Source organism: Lewinella sp. (assembly GCF_050633125.1).
Taxonomy (GTDB): Bacteria; Bacteroidota; Bacteroidia; order Chitinophagales; family Saprospiraceae; genus Lewinella.
On record NZ_JBOEFX010000014.1, the window covers coordinates 19,200 to 41,577 of the forward strand.

General features: G+C 45.3%; 17 protein-coding genes. 9 read left to right on the forward strand and 8 right to left on the reverse strand.

Features of this window, described 5'->3' with window-relative positions; translation table 11 throughout:
- The first annotated feature begins 123 nt into the window (after window positions 1-123).
- On the forward strand, window positions 124-1,272 hold the full coding sequence (bshA, locus tag ACRBG0_RS03080; RefSeq protein WP_431485462.1) for an N-acetyl-alpha-D-glucosaminyl L-malate synthase BshA: 1,149 nt from the start codon (window positions 124-126) through the stop codon (window positions 1,270-1,272).
- 289 nt (window positions 1,273-1,561) lie between these two features.
- Here bshA and gltX read toward each other — a convergent pair whose 3' ends face one another.
- A complete protein-coding gene (gene gltX, locus ACRBG0_RS03085) occupies window positions 1,562-3,100 on the reverse strand; it encodes a glutamate--tRNA ligase (protein ID WP_431485463.1) in 1,539 nt (512 codons plus the stop codon).
- Between the two features lie 427 nt (window positions 3,101-3,527).
- Between gltX and ACRBG0_RS03090 the strand changes: the two genes are divergently transcribed.
- A complete protein-coding gene (locus tag ACRBG0_RS03090; RefSeq protein ID WP_020536608.1) occupies window positions 3,528-4,181 on the forward strand; it encodes a polysaccharide deacetylase family protein in 654 nt (217 codons plus the stop codon).
- Between the two features lie 67 nt (window positions 4,182-4,248).
- Here the strand turns inward: ACRBG0_RS03090 and ACRBG0_RS03095 are convergent, their stop codons facing one another.
- A complete protein-coding gene (locus ACRBG0_RS03095; RefSeq protein WP_431485464.1) occupies window positions 4,249-5,046 on the reverse strand; it encodes an alpha/beta fold hydrolase in 798 nt (265 codons plus the stop codon).
- 249 nt (window positions 5,047-5,295) lie between these two features.
- On the opposite strand from ACRBG0_RS03095, the gene ACRBG0_RS03100 reads away from it, so the two are divergent.
- The 3 genes from ACRBG0_RS03100 (at window position 5,296) to ACRBG0_RS03110 (ending at window position 8,834) form a co-directional block, all read left to right on the forward strand.
- On the forward strand, window positions 5,296-6,564 hold the full coding sequence (locus ACRBG0_RS03100; protein WP_431485465.1) for a SpoIIE family protein phosphatase: 1,269 nt from the start codon (window positions 5,296-5,298) through the stop codon (window positions 6,562-6,564).
- 118 nt (window positions 6,565-6,682) lie between these two features.
- Window positions 6,683-7,987 carry a sensor histidine kinase gene (locus ACRBG0_RS03105; RefSeq protein WP_431485466.1) on the forward strand — a complete coding sequence of 435 codons (1,305 nt, stop codon included), beginning with the start codon at window positions 6,683-6,685 and terminating at the stop codon, window positions 7,985-7,987.
- Window positions 7,988-8,153: 166 nt separating this feature from the next.
- Window positions 8,154-8,834 carry a response regulator transcription factor gene (locus ACRBG0_RS03110; RefSeq protein ID WP_020536604.1) on the forward strand — a complete coding sequence of 227 codons (681 nt, stop codon included), beginning with the start codon at window positions 8,154-8,156 and terminating at the stop codon, window positions 8,832-8,834.
- A gap of 21 nt (window positions 8,835-8,855) precedes the next feature.
- Here ACRBG0_RS03110 and ACRBG0_RS03115 read toward each other — a convergent pair whose 3' ends face one another.
- A complete protein-coding gene (locus ACRBG0_RS03115; protein WP_431485467.1) occupies window positions 8,856-10,316 on the reverse strand; it encodes an SLC13 family permease in 1,461 nt (486 codons plus the stop codon).
- 122 nt (window positions 10,317-10,438) lie between these two features.
- A complete protein-coding gene (locus ACRBG0_RS03120) occupies window positions 10,439-12,910 on the reverse strand; it encodes a DNA translocase FtsK 4TM domain-containing protein (RefSeq protein ID WP_431485468.1) in 2,472 nt (823 codons plus the stop codon).
- 253 nt (window positions 12,911-13,163) lie between these two features.
- Between ACRBG0_RS03120 and ACRBG0_RS03125 the strand changes: the two genes are divergently transcribed.
- Window positions 13,164-15,443, forward strand: a complete 2,280-nt coding sequence (locus tag ACRBG0_RS03125) for a TonB-dependent receptor (protein ID WP_431485469.1) — start codon at window positions 13,164-13,166, stop codon at window positions 15,441-15,443.
- 13 nt (window positions 15,444-15,456) lie between these two features.
- Here ACRBG0_RS03125 and ACRBG0_RS03130 read toward each other — a convergent pair whose 3' ends face one another.
- Window positions 15,457-15,657, reverse strand: a complete 201-nt coding sequence (locus tag ACRBG0_RS03130; protein ID WP_431485470.1) for a hypothetical protein — start codon at window positions 15,655-15,657, stop codon at window positions 15,457-15,459.
- Between the two features lie 140 nt (window positions 15,658-15,797).
- On the opposite strand from ACRBG0_RS03130, the gene ACRBG0_RS03135 reads away from it, so the two are divergent.
- The 3 genes from ACRBG0_RS03135 to ACRBG0_RS03145 all read left to right on the forward strand — a co-directional run bounded on the left by ACRBG0_RS03135 (window position 15,798) and on the right by ACRBG0_RS03145 (window position 17,869).
- On the forward strand, window positions 15,798-16,379 hold the full coding sequence (locus ACRBG0_RS03135) for a TIGR00730 family Rossman fold protein (RefSeq protein ID WP_431485471.1): 582 nt from the start codon (window positions 15,798-15,800) through the stop codon (window positions 16,377-16,379).
- 267 nt (window positions 16,380-16,646) lie between these two features.
- The gene (locus tag ACRBG0_RS03140) at window positions 16,647-17,549 is read left to right on the forward strand and encodes an aldo/keto reductase (RefSeq protein WP_431485472.1); all 903 of its coding nucleotides are present in this window, start codon (window positions 16,647-16,649) and stop codon (window positions 17,547-17,549) included.
- 101 nt (window positions 17,550-17,650) lie between these two features.
- Window positions 17,651-17,869, forward strand: coding sequence for a hypothetical protein (locus ACRBG0_RS03145; RefSeq protein ID WP_020536598.1), 219 nt, complete (start codon window positions 17,651-17,653; stop codon window positions 17,867-17,869).
- A 9-nt stretch (window positions 17,870-17,878) separates the two neighbouring features.
- On the opposite strand, the gene ACRBG0_RS03150 is transcribed toward ACRBG0_RS03145, so the two are convergent.
- The 3 genes from ACRBG0_RS03150 to ACRBG0_RS03160 all read right to left on the reverse strand — a co-directional run bounded on the left by ACRBG0_RS03150 (window position 17,879) and on the right by ACRBG0_RS03160 (window position 22,123).
- Window positions 17,879-18,553, reverse strand: a complete 675-nt coding sequence (locus tag ACRBG0_RS03150) for an ATP-dependent Clp protease proteolytic subunit (protein ID WP_431485473.1) — start codon at window positions 18,551-18,553, stop codon at window positions 17,879-17,881.
- Window positions 18,554-18,901: 348 nt separating this feature from the next.
- Window positions 18,902-20,455, reverse strand: a complete 1,554-nt coding sequence (locus ACRBG0_RS03155; RefSeq protein ID WP_431485474.1) for a DUF1501 domain-containing protein — start codon at window positions 20,453-20,455, stop codon at window positions 18,902-18,904.
- Between the two features lie 21 nt (window positions 20,456-20,476).
- Complete coding sequence (locus ACRBG0_RS03160) at window positions 20,477-22,123, reverse strand: DUF1800 domain-containing protein (protein WP_431485475.1); 1,647 nt, start codon at window positions 22,121-22,123, stop codon at window positions 20,477-20,479.
- Window positions 22,124-22,378 lie beyond the last annotated feature (255 nt).

Consider the following 22,378-nt stretch of genomic DNA (forward strand, 5'->3'; position numbering starts at 1 on the left):
TAAAACAGGAGTGGCGCTTGTCTTTTCACTGCGCATAGTGGGGCATCCACCAACTTACTAGAGATAGAGGACAACTATTTGCCTCCTCTTGCTATTATTAAAGACTGAACCTATCAAAGATCAATGAAAATAGGCATTGTTTGTTATCCAACCTATGGAGGCAGTGGGGTATTAGCCACGGAATTGGGACTAGGGCTAGCTCAACGCGGACATGAAATTCACTTTATTACCTATCGTCCGCCAGCACGATTAGTGCATTTTTATGAAAACGTATACTATCACGAAGTAGGTACAGATGATTATCCTTTGTTTGAGTATACGCCCTATGATACAGCATTGGCCAGTAAATTGGTGGATGTGGTAAAGTATGAAAACCTGGATTTGCTGCACGTTCATTATGCTATTCCACATGCAGCCGTAGCTTATATGGCGAAAAAAATACTACTCACCGAGGGGCGTTATGTGCCGGTGGTTACTACTTTGCACGGTACGGATATCACTTTAGTTGGCAATAATAAAGCCTTTGCGCCGGTAGTCGCTTTTTCGATTAACAAATCAGATGGTGTCACAGCTGTTTCCGATAGCCTCCGCCAGCAGACCTTTGATACGTTTAATATCACCCGTGAGATTGAAGTCATTTATAATTTTATTGACTTCAAGCGTTTCCGTAGGGTGAATAAAGATCACTTTAAGAAAGCCATCGCGCCCGATGGTGAGCGAATTCTAGTGCATACCAGTAATTTCCGTAAGGTGAAACGGGTAGAAGACGTTATCCAAATTTTTGCCAAAGTACAGAAGAAGCTACCCAGTAAATTGCTCCTAATTGGTGATGGTCCGGAACGGCGAAACATGGAAACGCTCTGCCGCAAGTTGAAACTGTGTGATGAAATTCGGTTTCTTGGTAAGCAAGATGCTGTTGAAGAACTCTTATCCCTTGCAGATTTGTTTTTGATGCCTTCTGCCAGTGAAAGTTTTGGTTTGGCGGCACTGGAAGCAATGGCTTGTGAAGTACCTGTTGTATCGTCTAATGTAGGAGGGTTGCCAGAAGTAAATCTACATGGGAAAACTGGCTATCTGGCAGATGTTGGTGATGTTGAAGCAATGGCGAATTTTGCCATAGATATCCTTAAAGATGACGAAACACTCACCGAGTTTCGTGCTAATGCTTTAGCTCAAGCCAAACGATTTGATTTGGATATTATCCTTCCTCAATACGAAGCCTATTACGAGGAGGTAGTGCGAACCGCAGTCTATCCGGTGGAGGAAGATTAAGCTCAATTTTGGCACCTGAATCCTTATAATCTCGACCCTAGAGGGCGCGAAGCGTCCTAGTATCGACCTCGGACTTTCTAGGCTGAAGGCATTCCTATTCGAAAGTCAAACTGTAAGTGGATTAAGCATCTGAAGAGAGGGATTTATCTGACTTTTGTACGAAACCCCATGATTTCACTAATAGAAATCACGGGGTTTCGTTTTTAACGATAAGTTTTGCAGTTTAGCTGGTCAGTACGGATTTTGATGACAATCAAAATTCGGGATGACTCACATTTCCACTTCCTGGCTATCCGTTCTTGATCGCATTAAATGCCGCGTAGGCACTCTCTAGCCGACGGTCGACTTCTTCAGTGCCAAGTAGTGCCATGACCGCAAATATAGAAGGGCCTTTCATAGTGCCGGTGATACCGATACGCAGGATAGGCAGAACGGCTCCAAAACCTAGCCCATTGGTCTCCATAAATGACTTGACAGTAGCTTCTACGGCGGCTTCATCCGGAGAATTTAGGGCCTTGAGCTGCTGACGTAGGTCTTCGAAGAGAGCCTGGTTTTCTGGCTTCCACTTCTTGCGGATGTTCTTCTCGTCATAAGCAGTCACATCGGTAAAGAAGTAGTAACCACTACCCCAGAAATCGCCGTAGACAACAACCCTTTCTTTCATCAGTTGCACAAAGGTCGCCAGGAATGCATCGTCTTTGGTGATGCCTTTTTCTGCCAGCATAGGTTTTATGACAGTGATAAGGTCTTCGTCAGAAGATTGCATGATGTATTGCTGGTTGAACCATTTGGCTTTGTCAAAATCGAAGCGGGCACCAGCTTTACCGATTTTTTCAATCGAAAAGGCTTTTACGAGCTCTTCCAGACTGAATAGTTCTTGTTCGGTGCCAGGGTTCCAGCCCAATAGCGCCATAAAGTTGACCATGGCGCGTGGATCAAAGCCAAATTCGCGGAAACCGGTAAAAGATTCTTCTTCGGTTGCTCCTTTCCAAGCGAGCGGAAATACAGGAATTCCTAGTTTTACACCGTCGCGCTTGCTCAGTTTTCCTTTACCGGTAGGTTTCAAAATAAGTGGCAAGTGAGCAAAGGCCGGCATGGTGTCTTCCCAGCCGAAAGCACGGTAAAGTAATACGTGGTGGGCAGTACTTGGTAGCCATTCTTCACCACGTATAACGTGAGTGATTTTCATTAAATGATCATCCACAATATTGGCGAGATGGTAGGTGGGCATACCATCTGTTTTTAGCAGGATTTTATCGTCGAGTTCTTTACTTTGAAACTGTACATCACCGCGGACTAAATCTGTGACCTTTACAATTTCATCTGTAGGCACTTTGAGACGGATGGTGTAGGGGGTGTTAGCGGCCAGTAACTGCTCTACTTCTTTGCTGGAAAGAGATTCGCTGTTACGCATGCTTGACCGACTGGCAGCATCATAGCGGAAATTATGATTACCTGCTTCTTTTTCAGTTTCCCGGCGAGCATCCAATTCTTCAGGGGTGTCGAATGCGTAGTAGGCTGTACCGTTATCAATCAATTTTTGTGCGTGCTCCAGATAGATGGCTTTTCGATCAGACTGGCGGTAAGGGCCGTAGTCGCCTCCTTGTTCGGTGCCTTCGTCGACGGTAAGGCCACACCAAGCCAGTGCTTCCTTGATATAATCTTCTGCACCAGGGACGTAGCGATTTTGGTCAGTGTCTTCAATTCGTAGAATAAAAGTGCCACCCAATTGGCGAGCCAATAGATAGTTGTATAAGGCTGTTCTGACACCGCCAATATGCAGTGCTCCCGTTGGGCTTGGCGCAAATCTTACTCGGACATTACTCATCGGTAAAACGTAGTTTATGGTGAATGCTAACAGTTGAAATTGAGTTTTTTGAGCTCATTTCCCCATTTTCTGTCGTCATCACGAATATTTCTTCTAAAAAGTGAATTTTCTTTAAAAAAAGTTCCGTTTTAAAGCAGCAAAACAGGCTACTTATACGTTTATCGGGAAACTTTTACTAAAGAAATTTGGTAATAAGGGAAGAACACAGTTTTTAAGGATACTCCCCATTCTAAAATACAGTGCCTTTACCAATATTATCTGCGGCAAAAGTAATGATTTAGAGCGGCAGCAAGAAATTCTCCCTGATTTTCCCATCGTTGTCTATTTCCCCAGGTTATTAGTACAAAAATGAACATGTAGGTTGTGATGTGTCTTAAGACCTGGCAACCTTGATTATATTATCCCTGAACTATTAATTGCGATTCCTATGTACCTCGTTAAAACCCCAAAATTCATCCAAGAGCTCTTTCCTAATTTCACCTGGAAAGTTCCTTCCGAAGACAAGGTGATTTACCTTACATTCGACGACGGTCCAATTCCTGATGTTACTCCTTGGGTTTTGGAACAATTGGCACAATACAATGCCAAAGCCACTTTTTTCTGTGTTGGAGACAACATTGAAAAACATCCTGAAGTATTCGAGCAAGTGAGAGCTGCCGGTCACTCTATTGGTAATCATAGCTTTAATCACCTCAATGGATGGAGCTCGGACAACATTCCGTATTTTCACAACATCCGCCATTGTGCAAACCTGACCAAGACAATTCTTTTCCGCCCTCCGTATGGAAAGTTACGTCCACGTCAGACACAGTTTTTACTGCGTCATTATAGAATTGTGATGTGGGATGTATTGAGTGGTGATTTTGATCCGAACATTACCGAAGAGCAATGCCTCTTAAACGTTACCCGCAATGTGGAACCTGGTTCGATTGTTGTATTTCACGACAGTCGCAAGGCCGAGGAGAAACTGCGGTATGCACTGCCTAAAACATTGGCTTACTTTGCGGAACAAGGCTACCGCTTCGAAGCGCTCAATGAGCAGGAGATGATGGTGCATAACGACCAGCGTAAATCAGCCTAAGAATAATTCTGCTAGACATGAATTTCAGAGCTGCCCCCAGGGGCGGCTCTTTTTTTTAGTAGAAGGCTTACTCCAAACAGTAGGTTACAAACTGCCGAACCATGAGTTGCGTTTTACGTCGAGATTCTATCATTCCCATGTGTCCAATTTTTTCCAAGACATGGATGCTAGACCGAGCAGGTAAAGCCAGCTGTTGTTCACTAGCCTCCTTGGGTACTGCTTCGTCTTCTTCACCTACGATAAAAAGAACGGGTTTTAGGAAGTTTTTTAAAACAGCTGAATAGTCGGGGCGGCTAGCCATTGCTTTTAACCCCTCAATGATGCCTTCTGCGGGATAGCGGGCTGCTCGGTGGATGATTTTATCTAGGTCGAAAGGGTTGGTTTGCCCATAGGGAGGAGGGAATAATTTGGGAACCAACTGTTTTACGTATAAGGGGTGGCCATGTTTATTGATAAATTCGATCTGCTTATATCTGGCAGCTTTTTTTTCATCACTATCCGCATAAGGGTGAGAATGAAAAAGACCAATTCCTTTGAGTCGGTCAGCAGCCAAAGCCGCCAACGCAAGGGCGGTGTAGCCTCCCATAGAATGACCGATGACAATTACATCGGATAAATTTTTCTCCTCCAAAACAGCTAGAATAGCTTGGGCATAGTAGTCAATGGAAACATTGGGAACCACATCAGAACTGCCAAATCCAGGCAAGTCAATGGTAATGACCCGGTAGCGTTCTTCTAGTAAGTCCTGTTTAAAATCTTCCCATATTTGGCTGTCCGCACAGAAACCATGTACCAGGACGACGGGGAATCCTTTACCTTCAATGTCATAGGCGAGCTTGGCTCCACGGAATATCAATGTTTTCATTTGTGCTTTCCTCTACTTGGCATGATGCAAAAATAACCCCTTAGCTTTCCTTTCCAAAATATCTAAGTACCTCCTTCCCTTTTATTTTACGATACCTAGGCGTTTAATGACCTGTTTTCTAAACCCTAGTCAGGAGGTAGTATTTGTTTTGCTTTTAGTATCTTTGGGGAGAGTTATAACTAAGAGCTTGTTGAGGAATTCTACGAATAGATTTTCAGCAAACTCTAAAATTCCGAGCTAGCGTACTATATGGCTGACTTTGCAAATATGGCCAGGCAGTTTTCTAAAATTGAGCGCTTGGAGCATGAGCTTCATTTGCGACAATTACAGGTCAATCGATTATTGACCCTTACCCAGGCGATCAATAATAACTTTCCTGCTGCGGAGCTTTTCGCAATGTACCATTCCTTCCTGACATTCGAGCTGGGGATTAAGAAAATGGCGCTGTATGTTCACGGCGAAACAGAAGTAAAATGGGTTTGTACAGCTCAAACCGGGTTAACCAAAGCGCAGAAGAAGTACAACATTGGCTCAGAATTGGCTGATTTCCGTGAGTTGGTTAATCTCGATGCCAAGGACCATCCTTTTCTTTGTGCCTTTGAACTAGTCATACCTGTTTTGCACAAAAAGCAACCCATTGCTTACGTGTTTATTGGTGGCTTTGATGACGATGATGATATGTATGAAAAAGTACAATTCATCACCACTATCACCAATATTGTAGCGGTAGCCATTGAAAACAAAAGGCTGTTTAAGCGCCAATTAGAGCAGGAACGCCTACGCCGGGAAATGGAACTCGCTGGTGAGATGCAACGTATGCTCATTCCTGCCAGCCTGCCGGTAAAGGATTGTTATGAGATGGCCAGTATCTATAAGCCCCATTTTGGTGTAGGCGGAGACTACTACGATTATCTGGAGTTTCCTGATGGTAAACTGGCTTTCTGTATCGGTGATATCTCTGGAAAAGGAGTAGCCGCCGCATTGTTGATGGCCAATTTTCAGGCTAATTTCAATACCCTTATTAATAAACGGACACCACTTAAGGAGTTTATTATAGACCTCAATACTTCTGTTAATCGGATTACGGGAGGGGACCGTTTTATTACCTTTTTTGTGGCGGAATTTGATCGTTATACCAACGTCTTGCGTTATATCAACGCTGGCCATAATCCTCCGATTTTAGCAAGTGAAGACCAGACGGTATTGTTAAAGGAAGGGTGTACGATCCTCGGGTCCTTCCAGGAGTTGCCGGAAATTGGTGTCGGAGAAGTTCAGCTGACGCAACCCTCGTTAATCCTGACTTACACTGATGGCCTCATTGACATTCAGAATGCGCAGGGGGATTATTTTGACGACTTGTTGCTCAAGCAGTTTGTGGAAAAACACCACCATCTTTCAGCTGCTGAATTTAATCATGAGCTACAGCAAGCCCTGAATACCTTCAAGGGCGAAGAGGGGTATCCTGATGATTTTACAGTGCTTACCTCCAGGTTTGTTCCCGTAGAGAACCCTTGTTAATACGCTGTTAAGCGGCAGGAAAGCTATATTAAAGGTGATGAAAACAACGACCTTTGGTAACGACTTTCGGAAAAATGCCGAAAGTCCAGCTTAGAGGTGTTTGGGAAAAATTCTCCTTATGCAAAATGCGGTAATTCGTTGGGTGGTCATTCTTGGGGCCGTGGCCTTGGTAGGGATCATTGGTATCCAATCTTACTGGGTAATGACGACCTGGGACCTCAATGAAGAAGAGTTCAATAAAAAAGTCAACCTGGCCCTTTACCATGTAGCTAATCAACTTGCCGATATAAATGATGCCGAGCTTCCTTCTCGGGATGTGGTAAAACAACGGACAACCAACTATTGGATCGTTAACATGGCTGTCGAAATCGACGCGAAACTATTGGAGCATCTTCTACAAAGCGAGCTAGAAGAAAGAACACTTAACGTTGATTTTGAGTACGCCGTTTTTGATTGTCATACCGATGAAATGGTCTATGGTGGCTACTGTAGCTACACTCCAGAAGGAGAAATAAAAAATATGGACTTGGGGGATTTACCCAAGGATCAGGAATTTACCTATTATTTTGGTGTGAAATTTCCGGGGCGTACCGGTTTTCTTTTTGATAAAATGCAGTTGATCATCTTTCTATCAGCTATTCTACTGCTTACCGTTCTCTTTTTTGCTTACGCGATGTGGGTTATTTTAAGGCAAAAGAGACTCTCTGAGATGCAGAAAGATTTTATCAATAACATGACCCACGAGTTTAAAACGCCTTTGTCTACGATCAAAATTGCAGCTGGTGTATTTCTTAATGATGAACGCGTGAAGGCTGACACTCGCTTGCATCGCTACGCTACGATCATACTCGAACAAAACCAACGCCTAAACAAACAAGTCGAAAAAGTACTACAGCTTGCCAGTGTGGAAAAAGGCAATCTGGAACTCAAGAAGGAAAAAGTAGATTTGTTGGAGATTCTGGATGCATTACTTTCCAGCACGCGGATGCGATTGGAAGAACAAGGTGGTGAACTTACTGCCGACCTGGAAGATGCCGCTGGCGTTGTTCTGATGGCTGACCGATTGCATCTGACCAATATTCTCTATAGTTTACTCGATAATGCTATTAAATACTGTCAAGAAGATCCGCAAATAAGTGTGCGGGTCATTAGAAACAATAACGTTATTCAGCTTGCTATTCAAGATAATGGCATTGGAATATCTCCGGCCTACCAAGCGAGGATATTTGATAAATTTTATCGTATTCCTACGGGTAATGTCCATAATGTTAAAGGTTTTGGACTCGGATTGTATTACGTACGGCGTATTTGCCAAGCCCATAATTGGACGATTACATTAGACAGCGATGTTGGGCAGGGAACGACGGTGAGATTAAACCTTGGACAGGGCCTGAAAGCCCGCCATCAGCCAATGCCAATCTAATACTAAGGAACAGCACGAAAATAAAAAGCGATTTTGTTTTTCACAATAGTTAAATAAGCGCTTCATTTAAAGCGTTTTAGCTATTTGGAAAACATGAAAAAAATCGCACTTTATTTTCTGCGCAATACTAAGGTGTCAGAGAAAGATAAAACCTAACCATAACCATATGCGTGCCCACCTTTTATACGTAGAAGACGACGAAAGCCTGAGTTTTGTTACTCGTGATCATCTTGAACTGCAAGGTTATCAAGTGACACATTGTGCTGATGGGAGTAGTGCCAAGGAGGCTATTGATCGTCAGGATTATGACCTTTGCCTACTGGATGTGATGCTTCCTGAAACGGACGGTTTCACATTGGCTAAAGAAATTCGTAAACAAAATACAGAGGTCCCCATACTGTTTTTAACGGCTAAATCTCTCAAGGAAGACCGCTTGTTTGGATTGCGCCTTGGGGCTGATGACTATATAACGAAACCTTTCAGTATCGAAGAATTGATACTGAAAATAGAGGTTTTTTTACGCCGATCCCGTAGTGTGTCGACTCCTCCGCCTAACGAATACGTATTGGGAGAATACATTTTTAATTATCCCAACCTCAAGTTGAAGATTGGCGATGACCTTCGCCGGCTTACGCAAAAAGAAGCCGACCTTTTGAAATACTTGCTGGAGCACAAAAATCAAGTCATTAAAAGAGCAGATATCCTCGAAGCAGTCTGGGGGGAGAATGATTATTTTTTAGGACGTAGCCTAGATGTATTTATCTCACGTTTACGTAAATACTTGAAGAAAGATCAGCAAATAAGGATCGAAAACATACATGGAGTAGGTTTTTGCTTTCATGTTTAGCCTAATTCCCTCTTCTGGTTTTTAAAATCCAAACCATAATCTTGCTACAGCAAGCCATACTATAATCAATATTGGGCCCACTAATCCAACGGTGATGCCACCGAAATGGAACTCTTGTTGCGTAACTTTTCCGGTAGCGAAAACGATGGCATTTGGCGGAGTTGAAACAGGGAGGAAAAGCGCACAAGAAGCTGCTAATCCAATTACAATAGGTAACACCGCTGGGTGAACACCAGGCCATAATGCTGCTACGGGAATAAGAATAGTAGCAGCAGCGGTGTTACTCATGATATTGGACAAAATAACGGTGAGTAGTGCAAAAACAGGGAGTACCAATAATGGATTAAACGGCCACTGTTGAAGCTGATCCACAAAGTAAGCAGAGATACCAGTGTCCTGAATAGCAAGCCCAAGAGACAAACCACCGGCAACCAGCATAAGGGTGTCCCATGGGAGAGTCCGGACATCTTCACCGGTAATGATACTCACCATCGTAAATACGATAATGGGGATGCCGGACACTGCAGCAGGCGGGATGCCGTGCATACGACCTGTAAGCCATAAGGACAAAGTGATGAGTAGGGTGATGACTACGATGCGCTTGCGCAAACGGTTACCATCGACAAGACTAATCTCCCGGCTTTCATCTTCAGTAGTGATGACTAAACGTTCTGTATAAGATGTTTTCTCCAGGAGTTCAGAAATGTCGAGAAGCTCGTTGCCTGGCTGGTATTTCCGTATTAGAGCTTGCCACATGATAAGGGTGAGTAAAATAGCAATAGGCGCACCAACAATCATCCAGTCTAGAAAGCCGATAGTGTAAGGCAAGGCTCCGCTATTGTTGATGGCCTCAACGGCAATTGCATTAGGCGGGCTGCCAATAATCGTACCCATGCCTCCTACGGCAGCCGAGATGGGAATGCCCAGTAAGACAGTCTTGCCAAAGGGACTTTGTTCTCCCATGCGTAACAACAGTGGTGCCGTTGTCGCTACCATCATAGCCGTTGTCGCGGTGTTAGACATGAGCATAGAAGCCAAGCAGGTGGCAAGCATCACACTTAGTAGAATACGGTCAGGGCGAGGTTCAAAACGAGCAACTAGCATGCGGAATACATCCTGGTCGACCTTCGTCTTTCGCATCCCTTCGGCGAGAAAGAAACCACCAAGGATCAGCCAAATAACACTGTTGGACCAGGTGCTTACAAATTTCTGAACATTGAGGCCTTTTTCGGCTCCAGTAGGGGCAATACTACCAAGGAAAAAGACTAAAAAACCAACAATCAAGATACCTACAGCAAAGGGAGGAATGGCCTCAGTAAACCAAAGACCTACGGAAAAGAACAGTAAAAAAAGCACGTAGTCCTGAGCTTGGGTAAAATCGGCTCCCCGTAGCAGGTGAGTTAAAATAAAAGCGCCAATAGCGCTAAGTAAGAAAAAAATCAAGTGGCGCTGGTATTCTACCATCCGCTGGATCTGTTTCATATGAAGACTGGATGCCCGCCGCGAGTCTGCCATAACCTGATTGCTTTATCTGAAAAGACAAAGGTCGGGTGACTTCGTGTACGATGCACAATATCTAAATTATCTCTTTCTGATGATTTTTGTTACTTGTTCCGCAAATCAGTGAGATAGCGCTCCAGTTCTATTTCGTCGTAAACGAGGACTTCTCTGGCTTTAGAGCCTTCTGATGGGCCGACAATACCGGTAGCTTCCAGTTGATCCATGATCCTTCCTGCCCGATTATAGCCCAGTTTTAGGCGGCGTTGGATCATAGACGTAGAGCCATGTTGCTGGGTAACAATTAGGCGTGCGGCTTCTTCAAACATCTCATCAACATCCCGATAGGTGAGGGTAGCGGAGCCTTGCATATCTTCATCACCATGGAATTCGGGAAGAAGATAAGGTTCTGGATATCCTTGCTGGTTGCCAATAAAGTCTATGACACGCTCTACCTCTGGCGTATCGACAAAGGCACCTTGAATTCTGACCATTTCACCCCCTACGCTTAGGAGCATATCTCCTCGGCCAATGAGCTGATCAGCCCCTCCTCCATCCAGAATGGTGCGGGAGTCGACCTTAGCCGTTACTTTATAGGCAATTCGGGCAGGGAAGTTGGCTTTGATTACCCCGGTAATGATGTTTACCGATGGGCGTTGAGTCGCAATAACAAGGTGAATACCAATTGCCCGTGCCAACTGTGCCAATCGCCCAATGGGCAGTTCTACTTCCTTACCGGCGGTCATGATCAAGTCGGCAAATTCGTCAATTACGAGTACGATAAAAGGTAGGAAACGGTGCCCTTTTTCCGGGTTAAGGCGACGAGCTACAAATTTTTCGTTGTACTCTTTAATATTACGCGAAGAGGCTTTCTTCAATAGATCATAACGTTGATCCATCTCAATACAAAGTGAATTGAGGGTATGGATTACCCGGTTGGTCTCCGTCGTGATGGGTTCGTCCTGACCAGGAAGAAAACCGAGGAAATGATGCTCAAGCCTGCTGTAAGGGAAAAGCTCTACTTTTTTAGGGTCAATCAGTACAAGCTTCACCTGTGAGGGGTGTTTTTTGTACAAGATGGACATAATGATGGCATTGATACCAACAGACTTACCCTGTCCGGTAGCACCTGCTACGAGCAAGTGAGGCATCTTGGCAAGGTCTGCAACAAAAACTTCGTTGTTGATGGTCTTACCCAGCGCGATAGGCAGATCCATTTTGGCTTGCTTGAACTTCTCGTGCTTCAGCACTTCGCGCATCGAGACCACCTGGGTCTTTTTGTTTGGCACTTCAATACCAATGGTCCCTTTTCCAGGGATAGGGGCAATAATTCGAATACCTAGGGCAGACAAGGACAGGGCTATATCGTCCTCTAGGTTTTTTATTTTGGAAATTCGTACCCCTGGTGCAGGAACGATTTCGTACAAGGTTACGGTTGGCCCAATAGTCGCCCGAATCTTGGTGATTTCGATTTTGTAGTGGAGCAGCGTCTCAATGATCTGATCCTTATTAGCCTCTAGTTCTGCCCGGTCTACTTCTACTTTTTGATGAGAATAGTCTTCTAACAGCTGTACACTTGGGTATTCATAGCTGGAAAGGTCAAGGGTAGGGTCGTAGGGCTCGGAATGGTCTTTGTTTTCTTGCTGAAGAGATAATGGCTGGCCGGTGGGGTTAGTGGGTACACCATTGCCACTGGCACCTGGGGTAGGTTCCTCTATCTCTAGTTCTGATTCTCCGGCACTAAGCGTAGTTGGTTTTTGTGCTTTTCGTTTTTCTGCCAGTTCAAAAGCAAGTTGGCTGCCGGTAGGGCGCAGCGTAGATGGTGTAGATGGTTGTTCACTTTCTTCATCATCAGGGGCATCACCTAAGTCGTCTTCAAAGCCAGTATCAGCTTCCAGCGCACGCTTGTTTTTATTAGCAAGTGTTGCGTCCCGTTTCTTGCGGCGTAAACTAGCCCCGCTGGTCAAATCACTGAAATAATCGACAATTCCTTCCAGCATCTTGTCGAGGGTAAGCTCGTTGAAATTAGGGTTCGTACGCCAAGTGACCATACCAATGACCACAGCAATGATGAGTAACCATAACCCTACAGTACCTACGAAGTTTTGCAACCAATCTGCAATTCCTTCCCCTACAGCGCCACCCCAAGGGAAGTTTGCACTACCTGTAATGAATTCCAGGAAAACGGCAGCCAACAACATCGCTACAATAGTGTAGTTGATGGTTGGCATAATGGTGGTAAAGGGTTGTCGGAAAATACGGTTGTTACCTATTTTGAACAACAGGTAAACAAGCAGGAAAGAGGGCAAGCCGAAGCACCAGTAAAAGAAGAAGTTGGAGGTAATAGCGCCGAGGCGGCCTAGCCAGTTGGCCATCTCTGCATTACTGTTCAGGATATCCCATCCCGTTCTTGTTTTAACAAGATCCTGATCGATATGCCAAGTGAAAAGGTAAGAGAAAAACGCTACAAATAAATAAGCGGCAATAAACAAACAGAGCAGGCCAAACAACTTTGGTATTCGTTCATCATTCAGCCCCAACCGCAATGCTAACTGACCTTTTTTCTTCTTCTTCGCCATAGGTGTGCCTTTGCGGCTTCCAGGATAGGTGAAAGGCAAAAATAAGGAATTTTCTTTCACCGCCAATTTTGAGGAGAAACGAATGAGTGGAGAAGCTTCATTTTCAACTTTTGAAAGTTTTAGGTTGTTTTAACATCCACTTCCCCTGACCTTGTCGTAGGTAATAATGTAAGCGCATTGCCGCTCTAAGATAAAACGTACACCAAAGAACTTTTCTGCCCCTCAATGGAACAGGAGAAAAAACTATTGTCCGATGAAAAAAACAATCTACCACACTCATTTTTTACTACTATTCTTCGTTTTTACTAGCTTTTCATTGTTAGGAAACAACCTGCATAAGGGGTCTATCAGTGGTATTGTTCGTGATGCTACTACTCAATTAGAATTAGGTGGTGCAACAGTAGAGTTAGTGGATAAGGACAAGGTCGCCTATACCAACGAACTGGGGGTCTTTAGCTTTGTGGGCTTGCCTGCCGGGCAGTACACTATTCAAGTAAGCTATCTCGCTTATGCTACAGTAAGACTGGAGAATGTTACGGTTACAGATGATAGCACGCAACCTTTACGTATCAATTTGGAACCTGAAAATGTCAACCTCCCTGATGTGGTCATTAGCGCAAAGGCTATTGACCCTTTTGCGGTGATTTCTCAGCTTGATATTAAAACACGGCCAGTTAATAGCGGGCAGGAGTTACTGCGTATGATGCCAGGACTTTTTATTGCTCAACACGCTGGCGGAGGTAAGGCAGAACAGATTTTCTTACGTGGTTTTGATATCGATCATGGCACTGACCTAGCGATCCAGGTAGATGGAATGCCCGTCAATATGGTAAGTCATGCTCACGGACAAGGTTATGCGGATTTACACTTCGTTATTCCGGAAATAATTCAATCTATTGACTTGCGCAAAGGCCCATATTCAGCACGCGACGGAAATTTTGCTACTGCTGGTGCCGTAGAGTTGACGACGACCAACCGGCTGGCAAGGAGTTTTGCAAAAGCAGAAGCCGGAAGTTTTGATACCTACCGTTTAGTTAGTGGCCTCAACCTTTTGCCGCAAGGAGGTGATAACCAAGCAAGCGCTTATATTGCTTCGGAAGGTATTTTTACAGATGGTTACTTTGAGTCCCCTCAAAATTTTTACCGCGTCAATACACTGGCCAAATACCATAATCCTTTTGATGGCCGCCAAAAACTTACCGCTACTTTTTCTGCATTTAGCAGCCGTTGGGATGCCAGCGGGCAAATCCCTCAAAGAGCCGTCGATCAGGGGCTAATTACCCGATTTGGCGCGATTGATGATACAGAAGGCGGGCAAACAAGCCGGATCAATGCCAATATCCAGCACCAGTACTTTTTAAACCCAAGCACACAAATTGAAAGCCAGATATTCTATAGCAAATACGATTTTGAGCTTTATTCCAACTTTACCTTCTTTGCCAGAGACCCCATCAATGGCGATCAAATTCGCCAAAAGGAAGACCGGCACTTGTTTGGCTACCGTAGCCGTGTACTCAAGCAAACCCAATTTTTAGGATTGCCGCTAAATGCGGAACTGGGCTGGCAAATGCGCTTTGATCGTAGCAATGATAATGAATTGTCTTACACGCGTAATCGTACCACAACGCTTGAAAACGTACAACTTGGCGATGTAACCGAGTTAAACGCTGCAGCTTATGGGGAAGCAAACTTGCAGTTGCTGCCAGAATTGCGCCTACAAGCGGGCTTGCGATATGATCGCTTTCGCTTTCAGTATCTCGATCAGACTAAGCCTGCCTATGAGCAATTATCTACATCCGATGGGATTCTCAGCCCAAAGTTGAGCCTGTTTTATCAGGTTACTAATGGTTGGCAGCTTTATGCGCGTGCCGCGCGAGGGTTTCATTCCAATGATGCTCGCTTGATTTTAGAACAGGAAGTAGGCAGCAGCCTGCCCGCAGGAGTCAGCTACGACCTGGGAGCACTGTTTCGTACAGGCCGTCGCTTGGTGTGGCAAATCAATGCCTGGCAGCTCGACCTGGAACAGGAATTTGTTTATGTAGGCGACGAAGGGGTTGTAGAACCCAGCGGAGAAACCATCCGCAGAGGATTGGAAGGGATGGCGCGTTGGCAAATTGGCCAAGCTTTCTTCGCCGATGCTAACCTTACTTACACCCATGCGCGCAGCAAAACGACCGACGAAGCAGATCGTATCCCATTGGCTCCTGTTTGGACCAGTACCGGAGGTCTTAGCTATAGCCCTGCTGAAGGCTGGAAAGCATCCATACGATACCGCTTTCTGGGAGACCGTCCTGCTGACGAAGCGAATAGTCTCACAGCCTCAGGTTATTTTTTGCTAGACGCGAACCTGGGTTACGAAGGCCGTAACTATTTTATTGGACTAAGCGCAGAAAATATATTGGACGAAGCGTGGAACGAAGCCCAGTTTGCTACGGAAACCCGCCTTTTTAATGAAGTAGAAGCTACCGAAGAAATTCACTTTACCCCGGGAACGCCATTTAGCCTTCGCGGAAAAGCAGTGTTGTATTTTTAGGAGTTTGTACCCTTTAATGTAGGGGTGCATTTTTGAAGAACAACAGATTATGGGCCATGCCGGTATGGGTGTTGCAAAGCAAACACCCATACGGCACCGGGCCATCCGTTCTTACCTTCGGTACCACTGCTGCCCCTTGTCCTACTCCTCCGTCCGTCGTGCTACAGCCTACGCCTTGCGCACTTGATACTTCTGCGGTTTCTGTATGTCCCAAAAACTGGTTTGGCAGTGTCAAAAGCCAAGGGCACAATTAATTCCATACCTAATACTTGTCACAGAAGAAGGAGAGACCCCCCAGCGTCGCTAAGTCGCATATCCGTATTATCTTAGCATCTTATCTACACTATTTCTATCATGCAAGCTATTACCGTTTTTTGCGGCTCCTCCAGTGGTCGCAAACCTATTTATGCCGCACAAGCTACCTCTTTGGGGGAAACACTGGCCCAAAGCGGAATCACTTTAGTCTATGGAGGTGCGCAGGTTGGGTTAATGGGGGCTGTTGCAGATGGTGCGCTGGCAGAAGGTGGTAAGGTCATAGGTGTAATCCCCGGTTTTTTGGGTAGGAAAGAGATTGCACATAGCGGACTGACCGAGCTAATTGTGGTAAAAAGCATGCATGAGCGCAAGCAGCGGATGAACGAACTGTGTTCGGGAGTGATTGCGCTGCCAGGAGGGTTCGGAACCTTGGAAGAACTCTTCGAAATGCTCACCTGGGGACAGTTGGGGTTGCACCAAAAACCAATAGGTATTTTGAATGTCGATGGTTACTACGATGACCTCATCAAGTTACTACAAAGTATGGTTAGCAATGGCTTGCTCAGAGAAAGTAACTACGCGATGGTATTGGTGGATGAATCCATTGACAAGCTGTTGCAGAAAATGAAGGACTACGAGCCTCCAAGGGAAAAGAAATGGATGACGGCCTCACAGACGTAAATAGATTTACCGTGTTTTTATATCTTAGCTGTATCCTCAGCATCTGCCGAAGATCATAGCGTGATTTTAAGTAGAAAGTAGAGGCTTTTTTGGAAACCAAGGAGGAGAATAACTCCTACATTGTTAACCTCTGTAAAAAGAGGTTATATTGGAAATAAATGCCTTTTACAACACTATCCCTATATCATCTACTTTAGATACGCGGAGGAAACCGCGTCCCTCTACTGATTTTGCAGAAAGTCTACCTTAGACTAAAAAAATAAGAAAATGATAGCTCCGATTCGATTAGCTTCTCCTGGCCCTGTTTTTTCCCGTTTAGTAGCAGGCGTAATGACCTGGGGTGTTTGGGGGCATGATCTTGACGTAAAGGAAATGTCAGCGCTGATTGATCACTGCCTGGGTTTAGGAATCACCACTTTCGATCATGCGGATATTTATGGGCACTATACCACAGAGGAAGCTTTTGGTAATGCGCTTGCACTACGCCCTAAAAGACGGCAGGAGATGCAACTGATCTCTAAATGCGGGATCCGGCTGGTTTGTGAACAGCGCCCTGAGAATCAAGTCAAATCCTATGACTTGGGTAAAGACTACATCATTGCTTCGGCAGAACGAAGCTTACGCAACCTGCGTACGGATTATTTAGACTTGCTATTGATTCATCGCCCCAGTCCGCTGATGCAGGCGGAGGAAGTCGCAGCAGCTATAGCTCACCTAAAAGCGACGGAGAAGGTGCAGCATTTTGGCGTTTCCAATTTTACAACTTCACAAGTTGAATATTTAAGGCAGGTTACGCCCTTGGTTACCAATCAGGTAGAGGCAAGCCTACTGCATACCAACCCGTTTTTTGATGGTACTTTCGATCAGTGCCTCCAGCTCGGAATGCATCCAATGGCTTGGTCGCCGCTGGGAGGCTTCTTCAACCGCGACGATGAAACCGCCTCCCGGGTTGCCGATAAACTGGATGACATTGGCCATAAGTATGGCAACCCGGGGGCAGATGTATTACTGCTGGCTTGGTTGCTGCATCACCCTGCGGGAATTTTACCGGTGCTGGGTACCGCCAGACAATCTCGAATGACGGCTGCCGTGCAGGCGCTTGATCTCGAATTGACAGATCAAGATTGGTTTGCTTTGTTAGAAGCAGCCAGGGGGCATGAAGTAGCTTGATTTTTAGTTTTTTTCTACTTTTTTTTGCCTTACCCCTTTCGCCGTATCAATTTTTCTTGTACACTTGTCTTGATAAAACGCTTTTGTAATCATTGCTAATAATGAAACAGTTAGATAAGCAACGTCAAGGTCGACCAGAAAATAATGCTTCTGGGGCCAATTCTAATGATCAACGCCGGCGCACCAAGCTCCAACCAGTTGGTAAACAGAAATACAAACCGAAACAAGTCTATTTATTAGACGAAGATGATGACGAAGAGATTGATCTTTTCGGTTTGAATGAAGATGATGACGAAGATTACGACGAAGACGAGGATTAGCGTCCTCTCTTAAAGAACTTCATCTAATATTCCGTAGGTAACTGCATCCGCCGCTGACATCCAGCGGTCGCGGTCGCTATCTGATGCTATTTGCTCATAGCTCTGCCCCGTATGCTCACTGAGTATGCGATAGAGTTCTTTTTGCATCCCCTTGATTAGATGGTAGCTAATCTCCATATCAGACACTTGGCCTTGCATTCCACCGCTGGGTTGGTGGATCATCACTCGGCTATGGGGGAGTCCAGATCTTTTTCCTTTGGCTCCCGCAGCTAGAAGGACTGCAGACATGCTGGCCGAAACACTGGTGCAGATGGTAGCGATGTCTGGCCCCACATATTGCATGGTGTCATAAATGCCCAACCCAGCGGTTACGGAGCCCCCAGGACTATTGATGTACATCTGTATATCACGCCGGGCATCCGTGCTGTGCAGGAACAACAGCTGGGCCTGAATGACATTGGCTACATAGTCGCTTACAGGCACGCCCAGGAAAATAATCCGATCCATCATTAATCGACTGAAGACGTCCATCTGTACCATGTTTAAGGAACGTTCCTCAATCACGGTGGGGGAGATAGTCGCTTTCAGTTGTGGGTTGGTTGCATTAAAATATGCCTCTAAGTGCATGCTGTTCATCCCGAGGTGACCAACTGCGAAGCTTTGAAATTCTTTTCCGTAATTCATAATATATTGGTTTTAGGGCATAGAAATCCCCTTCAGAAAGAGCATACTTTCTGTGCCTAAGGAACAGCACGAAAATAAAAAGCGACTTTGTTTTTCATAATAGTTGAATAAGCGCTTCACTTAAAGCGTTTTAACTATTTGGAAAACTTGAGAAAAATCGCACTTTATTTTCTGCGCAATATTAATTGAATGAAATAATTGTTAAAAAAAGACAGACGTAAGTTGCACCCAACCATCAACCCTTTTCAAAGTCGGAGATCGGAAGTGGGAATTCGGAAGTATTAGATAGCCTTAATGGATACGCGCACTCCGATTATTTCCCACTTCCGCTTTCCCTCTGCTGACTTCCTAACCCTTCACCATCCTCACCGTCTTTTGTCCTTGTTTGGTTTGAACACGACAATAGTAGGAACCTACTGGTAACTGGTGTGTCTCGATACTAATACGATGGTTACCTGCGGGGAAGACACGGTTGCTGACAACTCGTAGCTCGTGACCAATGACATCGTAGATACTTATTTTAACCCATTCGTTGCCCGTAGTCAACTCCAAGGAAGTGTGGTCACGGAAGGGATTGGGGTAAATATTGAGCTTCAGTGATTCTCCCAGGGCGTTGCTGGTGTCGGTGACGGAACAGTCGCGCAAGATGGGAAGATGTTGAAAGTCTTCAAAGAGCAAGTTGCGAACATCATCTTCCGGCACAGAAAACCAGTCCATCAATACCGAACCGTATACGGAGCGGAAATCGTATTGCATGGGCACGCCTTCCTGGTTGTCAACGTCGGGCGAAATTTCAGGGTTGTCACCAATAACACCGGCATTGACACAAGAGCCAAAGACAACCAAAGGAGCAGCTGTGCCGTGGTCTGTACCAAAACTGGCGTTGGAGCGAATCCGGCGACCAAACTCGGAGTAAGTCATACCGATTACGCGTTCTTCCAAGCCTTGCAGTTTCAGGTCATCCTGAAAAGCACAGATAGCATCACCAAGCGTTTTTAATAAGGCCGCATGCGAACCAGCAGTAGGGTCGCCATCGACTGTTTGGTCCGCGTGAGTATCAAAACCACCGAGGCTGACGACATATATTTTGGTGCCCAAACCACCGGAAATGAGGCGAGCTACGGTACGTAGTTTAATGGCTAGCGCATTGTCATCTGCGTACTTTGAGGATAAGTTGACGCCACTCGAATTAGCCGCCTCAATAACTTCGTTGTAAGCATTGGTTTGCTCAATGGTATTGATCAGGAAGGCAAGGCGGTTGCCATAACATCCTTCTGCGAGGTCGTTATTGGTGGGAGTTGCCAAGGCACTGAGGTTTTCAGGGTCGACAACAGCAAGGCTAAAGTTGCCACTAACGCCCTGGCAGGTTTCTGTAACAACAGAACCAACCGTCATAGCTAGTGGATCGGGACAGTTTTCGTTGGGGTAGCCTTCGGGGAACCCAGGGAACTGGGTGTCAAGGTAGCGCCCTAGCCAACCCGTATCCAGGAAATCATCCGCATCTGATGCCGTGTGCCAGATGTCCAGGGAACGAAAGTGCGACCGATTCTGGTTAGGATATCCAACGCTTTGGATGATATTGGCCTTACCTTCATTGAAGACCTCTTCCAAGCCCGTTAGGGCGGGATTGAGGGCAACGGTATCGGTAATGTTGAGTAAGCTATCTGCTGGGATCATGATGTTGCTTCGCACAGCAGCAAAGCCATCCTGTTGATCACGAGGAATCACTGTATTTAGGCCATCGTTGCCACCATTCAATTGAATGAGCACAAGTACCCGGTCATCATCACCATTGAGGAGATTGAGGAAAGACTTGTCGGAAATGGCAGAAACAGGTACACCACCCAACAGCAAAGGAGCAGAAAGCAAGGAGCTTTTTTGGAGGAAAGATCTTCTTTTCATAACGTCTGTAATTGGAGGGTATTAAATAAGGTGAAATTCCGGCATCTTAAACAAGGTGCCAAAGAGCGATTCTAATTTGGTGAAAATGGCATCTCGTAGATCAGGATCATCAGGGTTTTGTAGGAAATCAGCGTATTCAACAGTCCACTCAAAATCAGGTAGGCCAGGAATTAAGACTTCTTTGAGGAAGTCTCGCTGATTATCGGAGATAGGATAGGCAAATAGATATAAAGCAATTTGCTCCAACATGCTATTGGGATCGAGGTTGTTGTCCATCTCTGCAATAAAATCCAGTAGGTTTACTCGCCACTGAACACCGCCGGAATTTATTCCATTAAGTAATGTATTCCCTACGGTCTGGCGAATGGGAAGGCTCACTGAATTGATCCAAATATTATAGAATTGTGGCGACTGATAAAAAGCTTTCCAACCAGCAACGGATGGCAGCGCCATATACTTCATCTCTAGGCTTTCTGCAAGCCGTCTCAATTGATTCCAGAAAAAGTAATGTTGAAGAGGTGCGGCTTCTGCGCCCATATCCAGCGTGTTCACGATTTTGAACATAAAATCGAGAGGGTGACTGGTCATACAGCCTCGATGGGTTTCTTCAAAGAAATAATTACTGCCAAGTAGTGCTTCTACCGCTGGCTGAATGTCGTAATTGTTATCAATGATCAGCTGTGCCATGGGCTCGATAATGTTGACTTCGACTACACCGTCGATATCTGTGCCAACAAACCAAATATGAAGCTGCCTGCTCAGGAAACGAGCAACTTCTGTTTTTTGCAAAATATGATCGATAACCACTTTGTATTCCTGGTCACCAGCATCAGAAATAATAGCGTTATCAAAACGGTGAGAAAGTTGTTTCTCTCCAGTATCATGACGATTGGCAACGAAAACACCTAAAGGAAGACCATTGTCTGGGGTGGTGAAACGCCAGCCAGTAAGGGCTCGGGCCATTTGCACAACATCGTCTTCGGTGTAATTGGTGTAATCACCGGGGGCTGCTACTTCACCACGACCAATGGTAAAAAGCTCCAGCAGCTCCCTGGCGTAATTCTCATTAGGGGCTTGCCTGCTATTTTGGTGGCCGTTTAAATACCTGAGCATCGCAGGAGCGACGGTAATTTCTTCTACCATTGTTCGGAAATTCCCAAGGGCATTTCTGCGAAGAACATCAAGGTATTGGTAACCAAATTGGGCATTGTTATCATCAAGAGCAAAGTGGTTATGCCAAAAGAGCACCATTTTCTCACGGATAGAAACGCCACCGTTGATGAGAAGGCCCAGCTGAGAACCAATCAGTGATCGATATCGGCCTCCAAAAATACCCTGGGGGCTCGGAGTGGGTATAGGTGTATTTACCCATGTTTCACCTAGCCCGGCATTCGGATCGTCTTCGTAGTCATAATAGACCGGCGGGTCGGGCAATGGCTGGTTAGCAAACAGTTGTCCGATGGTAGCACTAAGTCCATCCGCAACGGCCTGCTTAATATGTGTAGGCTTAGGCCCGAAAGTGGTTCGTCGCAGCAGAAAAGCTGCCTCTACGGTGCTCCATTGGCCAGTGTATGGCTCCAGGTCGGTGGTTGTAAGGGTGGTGTTTGCTGTGGCAACATTCCTCGTCTGGGTTTGTTGCCCGAATTGCAGGAAGGATCTACGTTTCATCTTAGAGCATTTTTCGTCTGTCCATTGTCTAAATTTTCAGAAGTCAGACAAGGAGCTTGAGTTTGGGTTTAATTGGAGACGGAGAATAGTTTCTTTATTAGTTATCCAACTAACAATCCCAAAATACATATTTACTTAAAAATCAGGAGTGTTTAAACGGAGAATAGATCAATACAGACAATGGTGAAACCTTTCTGCCCTCCATCGTATTGAAGTGAGGTAGGAGATTAAGGGGGACTGTTGTATCTTGCGCGC

Bases quoted from the DNA above. Each gene is read 5' to 3' on its own strand.
- bshA (WP_431485462.1), top strand. From the start codon at position 124: ATGAAAATAGGCATTGTTTGTTATCCAACCTATGGAGGCAGTGGGGTA.
- gltX (WP_431485463.1), bottom strand. From the start codon at position 3,100: ATGAGTAATGTCCGAGTAAGATTTGCGCCAAGCCCAACGGGAGCACTG.
- ACRBG0_RS03090 (WP_020536608.1), top strand. From the start codon at position 3,528: ATGTACCTCGTTAAAACCCCAAAATTCATCCAAGAGCTCTTTCCTAAT.
- ACRBG0_RS03095 (WP_431485464.1), bottom strand. From the start codon at position 5,046: ATGAAAACATTGATATTCCGTGGAGCCAAGCTCGCCTATGACATTGAA.
- ACRBG0_RS03100 (WP_431485465.1), top strand. From the start codon at position 5,296: ATGGCTGACTTTGCAAATATGGCCAGGCAGTTTTCTAAAATTGAGCGC.
- ACRBG0_RS03105 (WP_431485466.1), top strand. From the start codon at position 6,683: ATGCAAAATGCGGTAATTCGTTGGGTGGTCATTCTTGGGGCCGTGGCC.
- ACRBG0_RS03110 (WP_020536604.1), top strand. From the start codon at position 8,154: ATGCGTGCCCACCTTTTATACGTAGAAGACGACGAAAGCCTGAGTTTT.
- ACRBG0_RS03115 (WP_431485467.1), bottom strand. From the start codon at position 10,316: ATGAAACAGATCCAGCGGATGGTAGAATACCAGCGCCACTTGATTTTT.
- ACRBG0_RS03120 (WP_431485468.1), bottom strand. From the start codon at position 12,910: ATGGCGAAGAAGAAGAAAAAAGGTCAGTTAGCATTGCGGTTGGGGCTG.
- ACRBG0_RS03125 (WP_431485469.1), top strand. From the start codon at position 13,164: ATGAAAAAAACAATCTACCACACTCATTTTTTACTACTATTCTTCGTT.
- ACRBG0_RS03135 (WP_431485471.1), top strand. From the start codon at position 15,798: ATGCAAGCTATTACCGTTTTTTGCGGCTCCTCCAGTGGTCGCAAACCT.
- ACRBG0_RS03140 (WP_431485472.1), top strand. From the start codon at position 16,647: ATGATAGCTCCGATTCGATTAGCTTCTCCTGGCCCTGTTTTTTCCCGT.
- ACRBG0_RS03145 (WP_020536598.1), top strand. From the start codon at position 17,651: ATGAAACAGTTAGATAAGCAACGTCAAGGTCGACCAGAAAATAATGCT.
- ACRBG0_RS03150 (WP_431485473.1), bottom strand. From the start codon at position 18,553: ATGAATTACGGAAAAGAATTTCAAAGCTTCGCAGTTGGTCACCTCGGG.
- ACRBG0_RS03155 (WP_431485474.1), bottom strand. From the start codon at position 20,455: ATGAAAAGAAGATCTTTCCTCCAAAAAAGCTCCTTGCTTTCTGCTCCT.
- ACRBG0_RS03160 (WP_431485475.1), bottom strand. From the start codon at position 22,123: ATGAAACGTAGATCCTTCCTGCAATTCGGGCAACAAACCCAGACGAGG.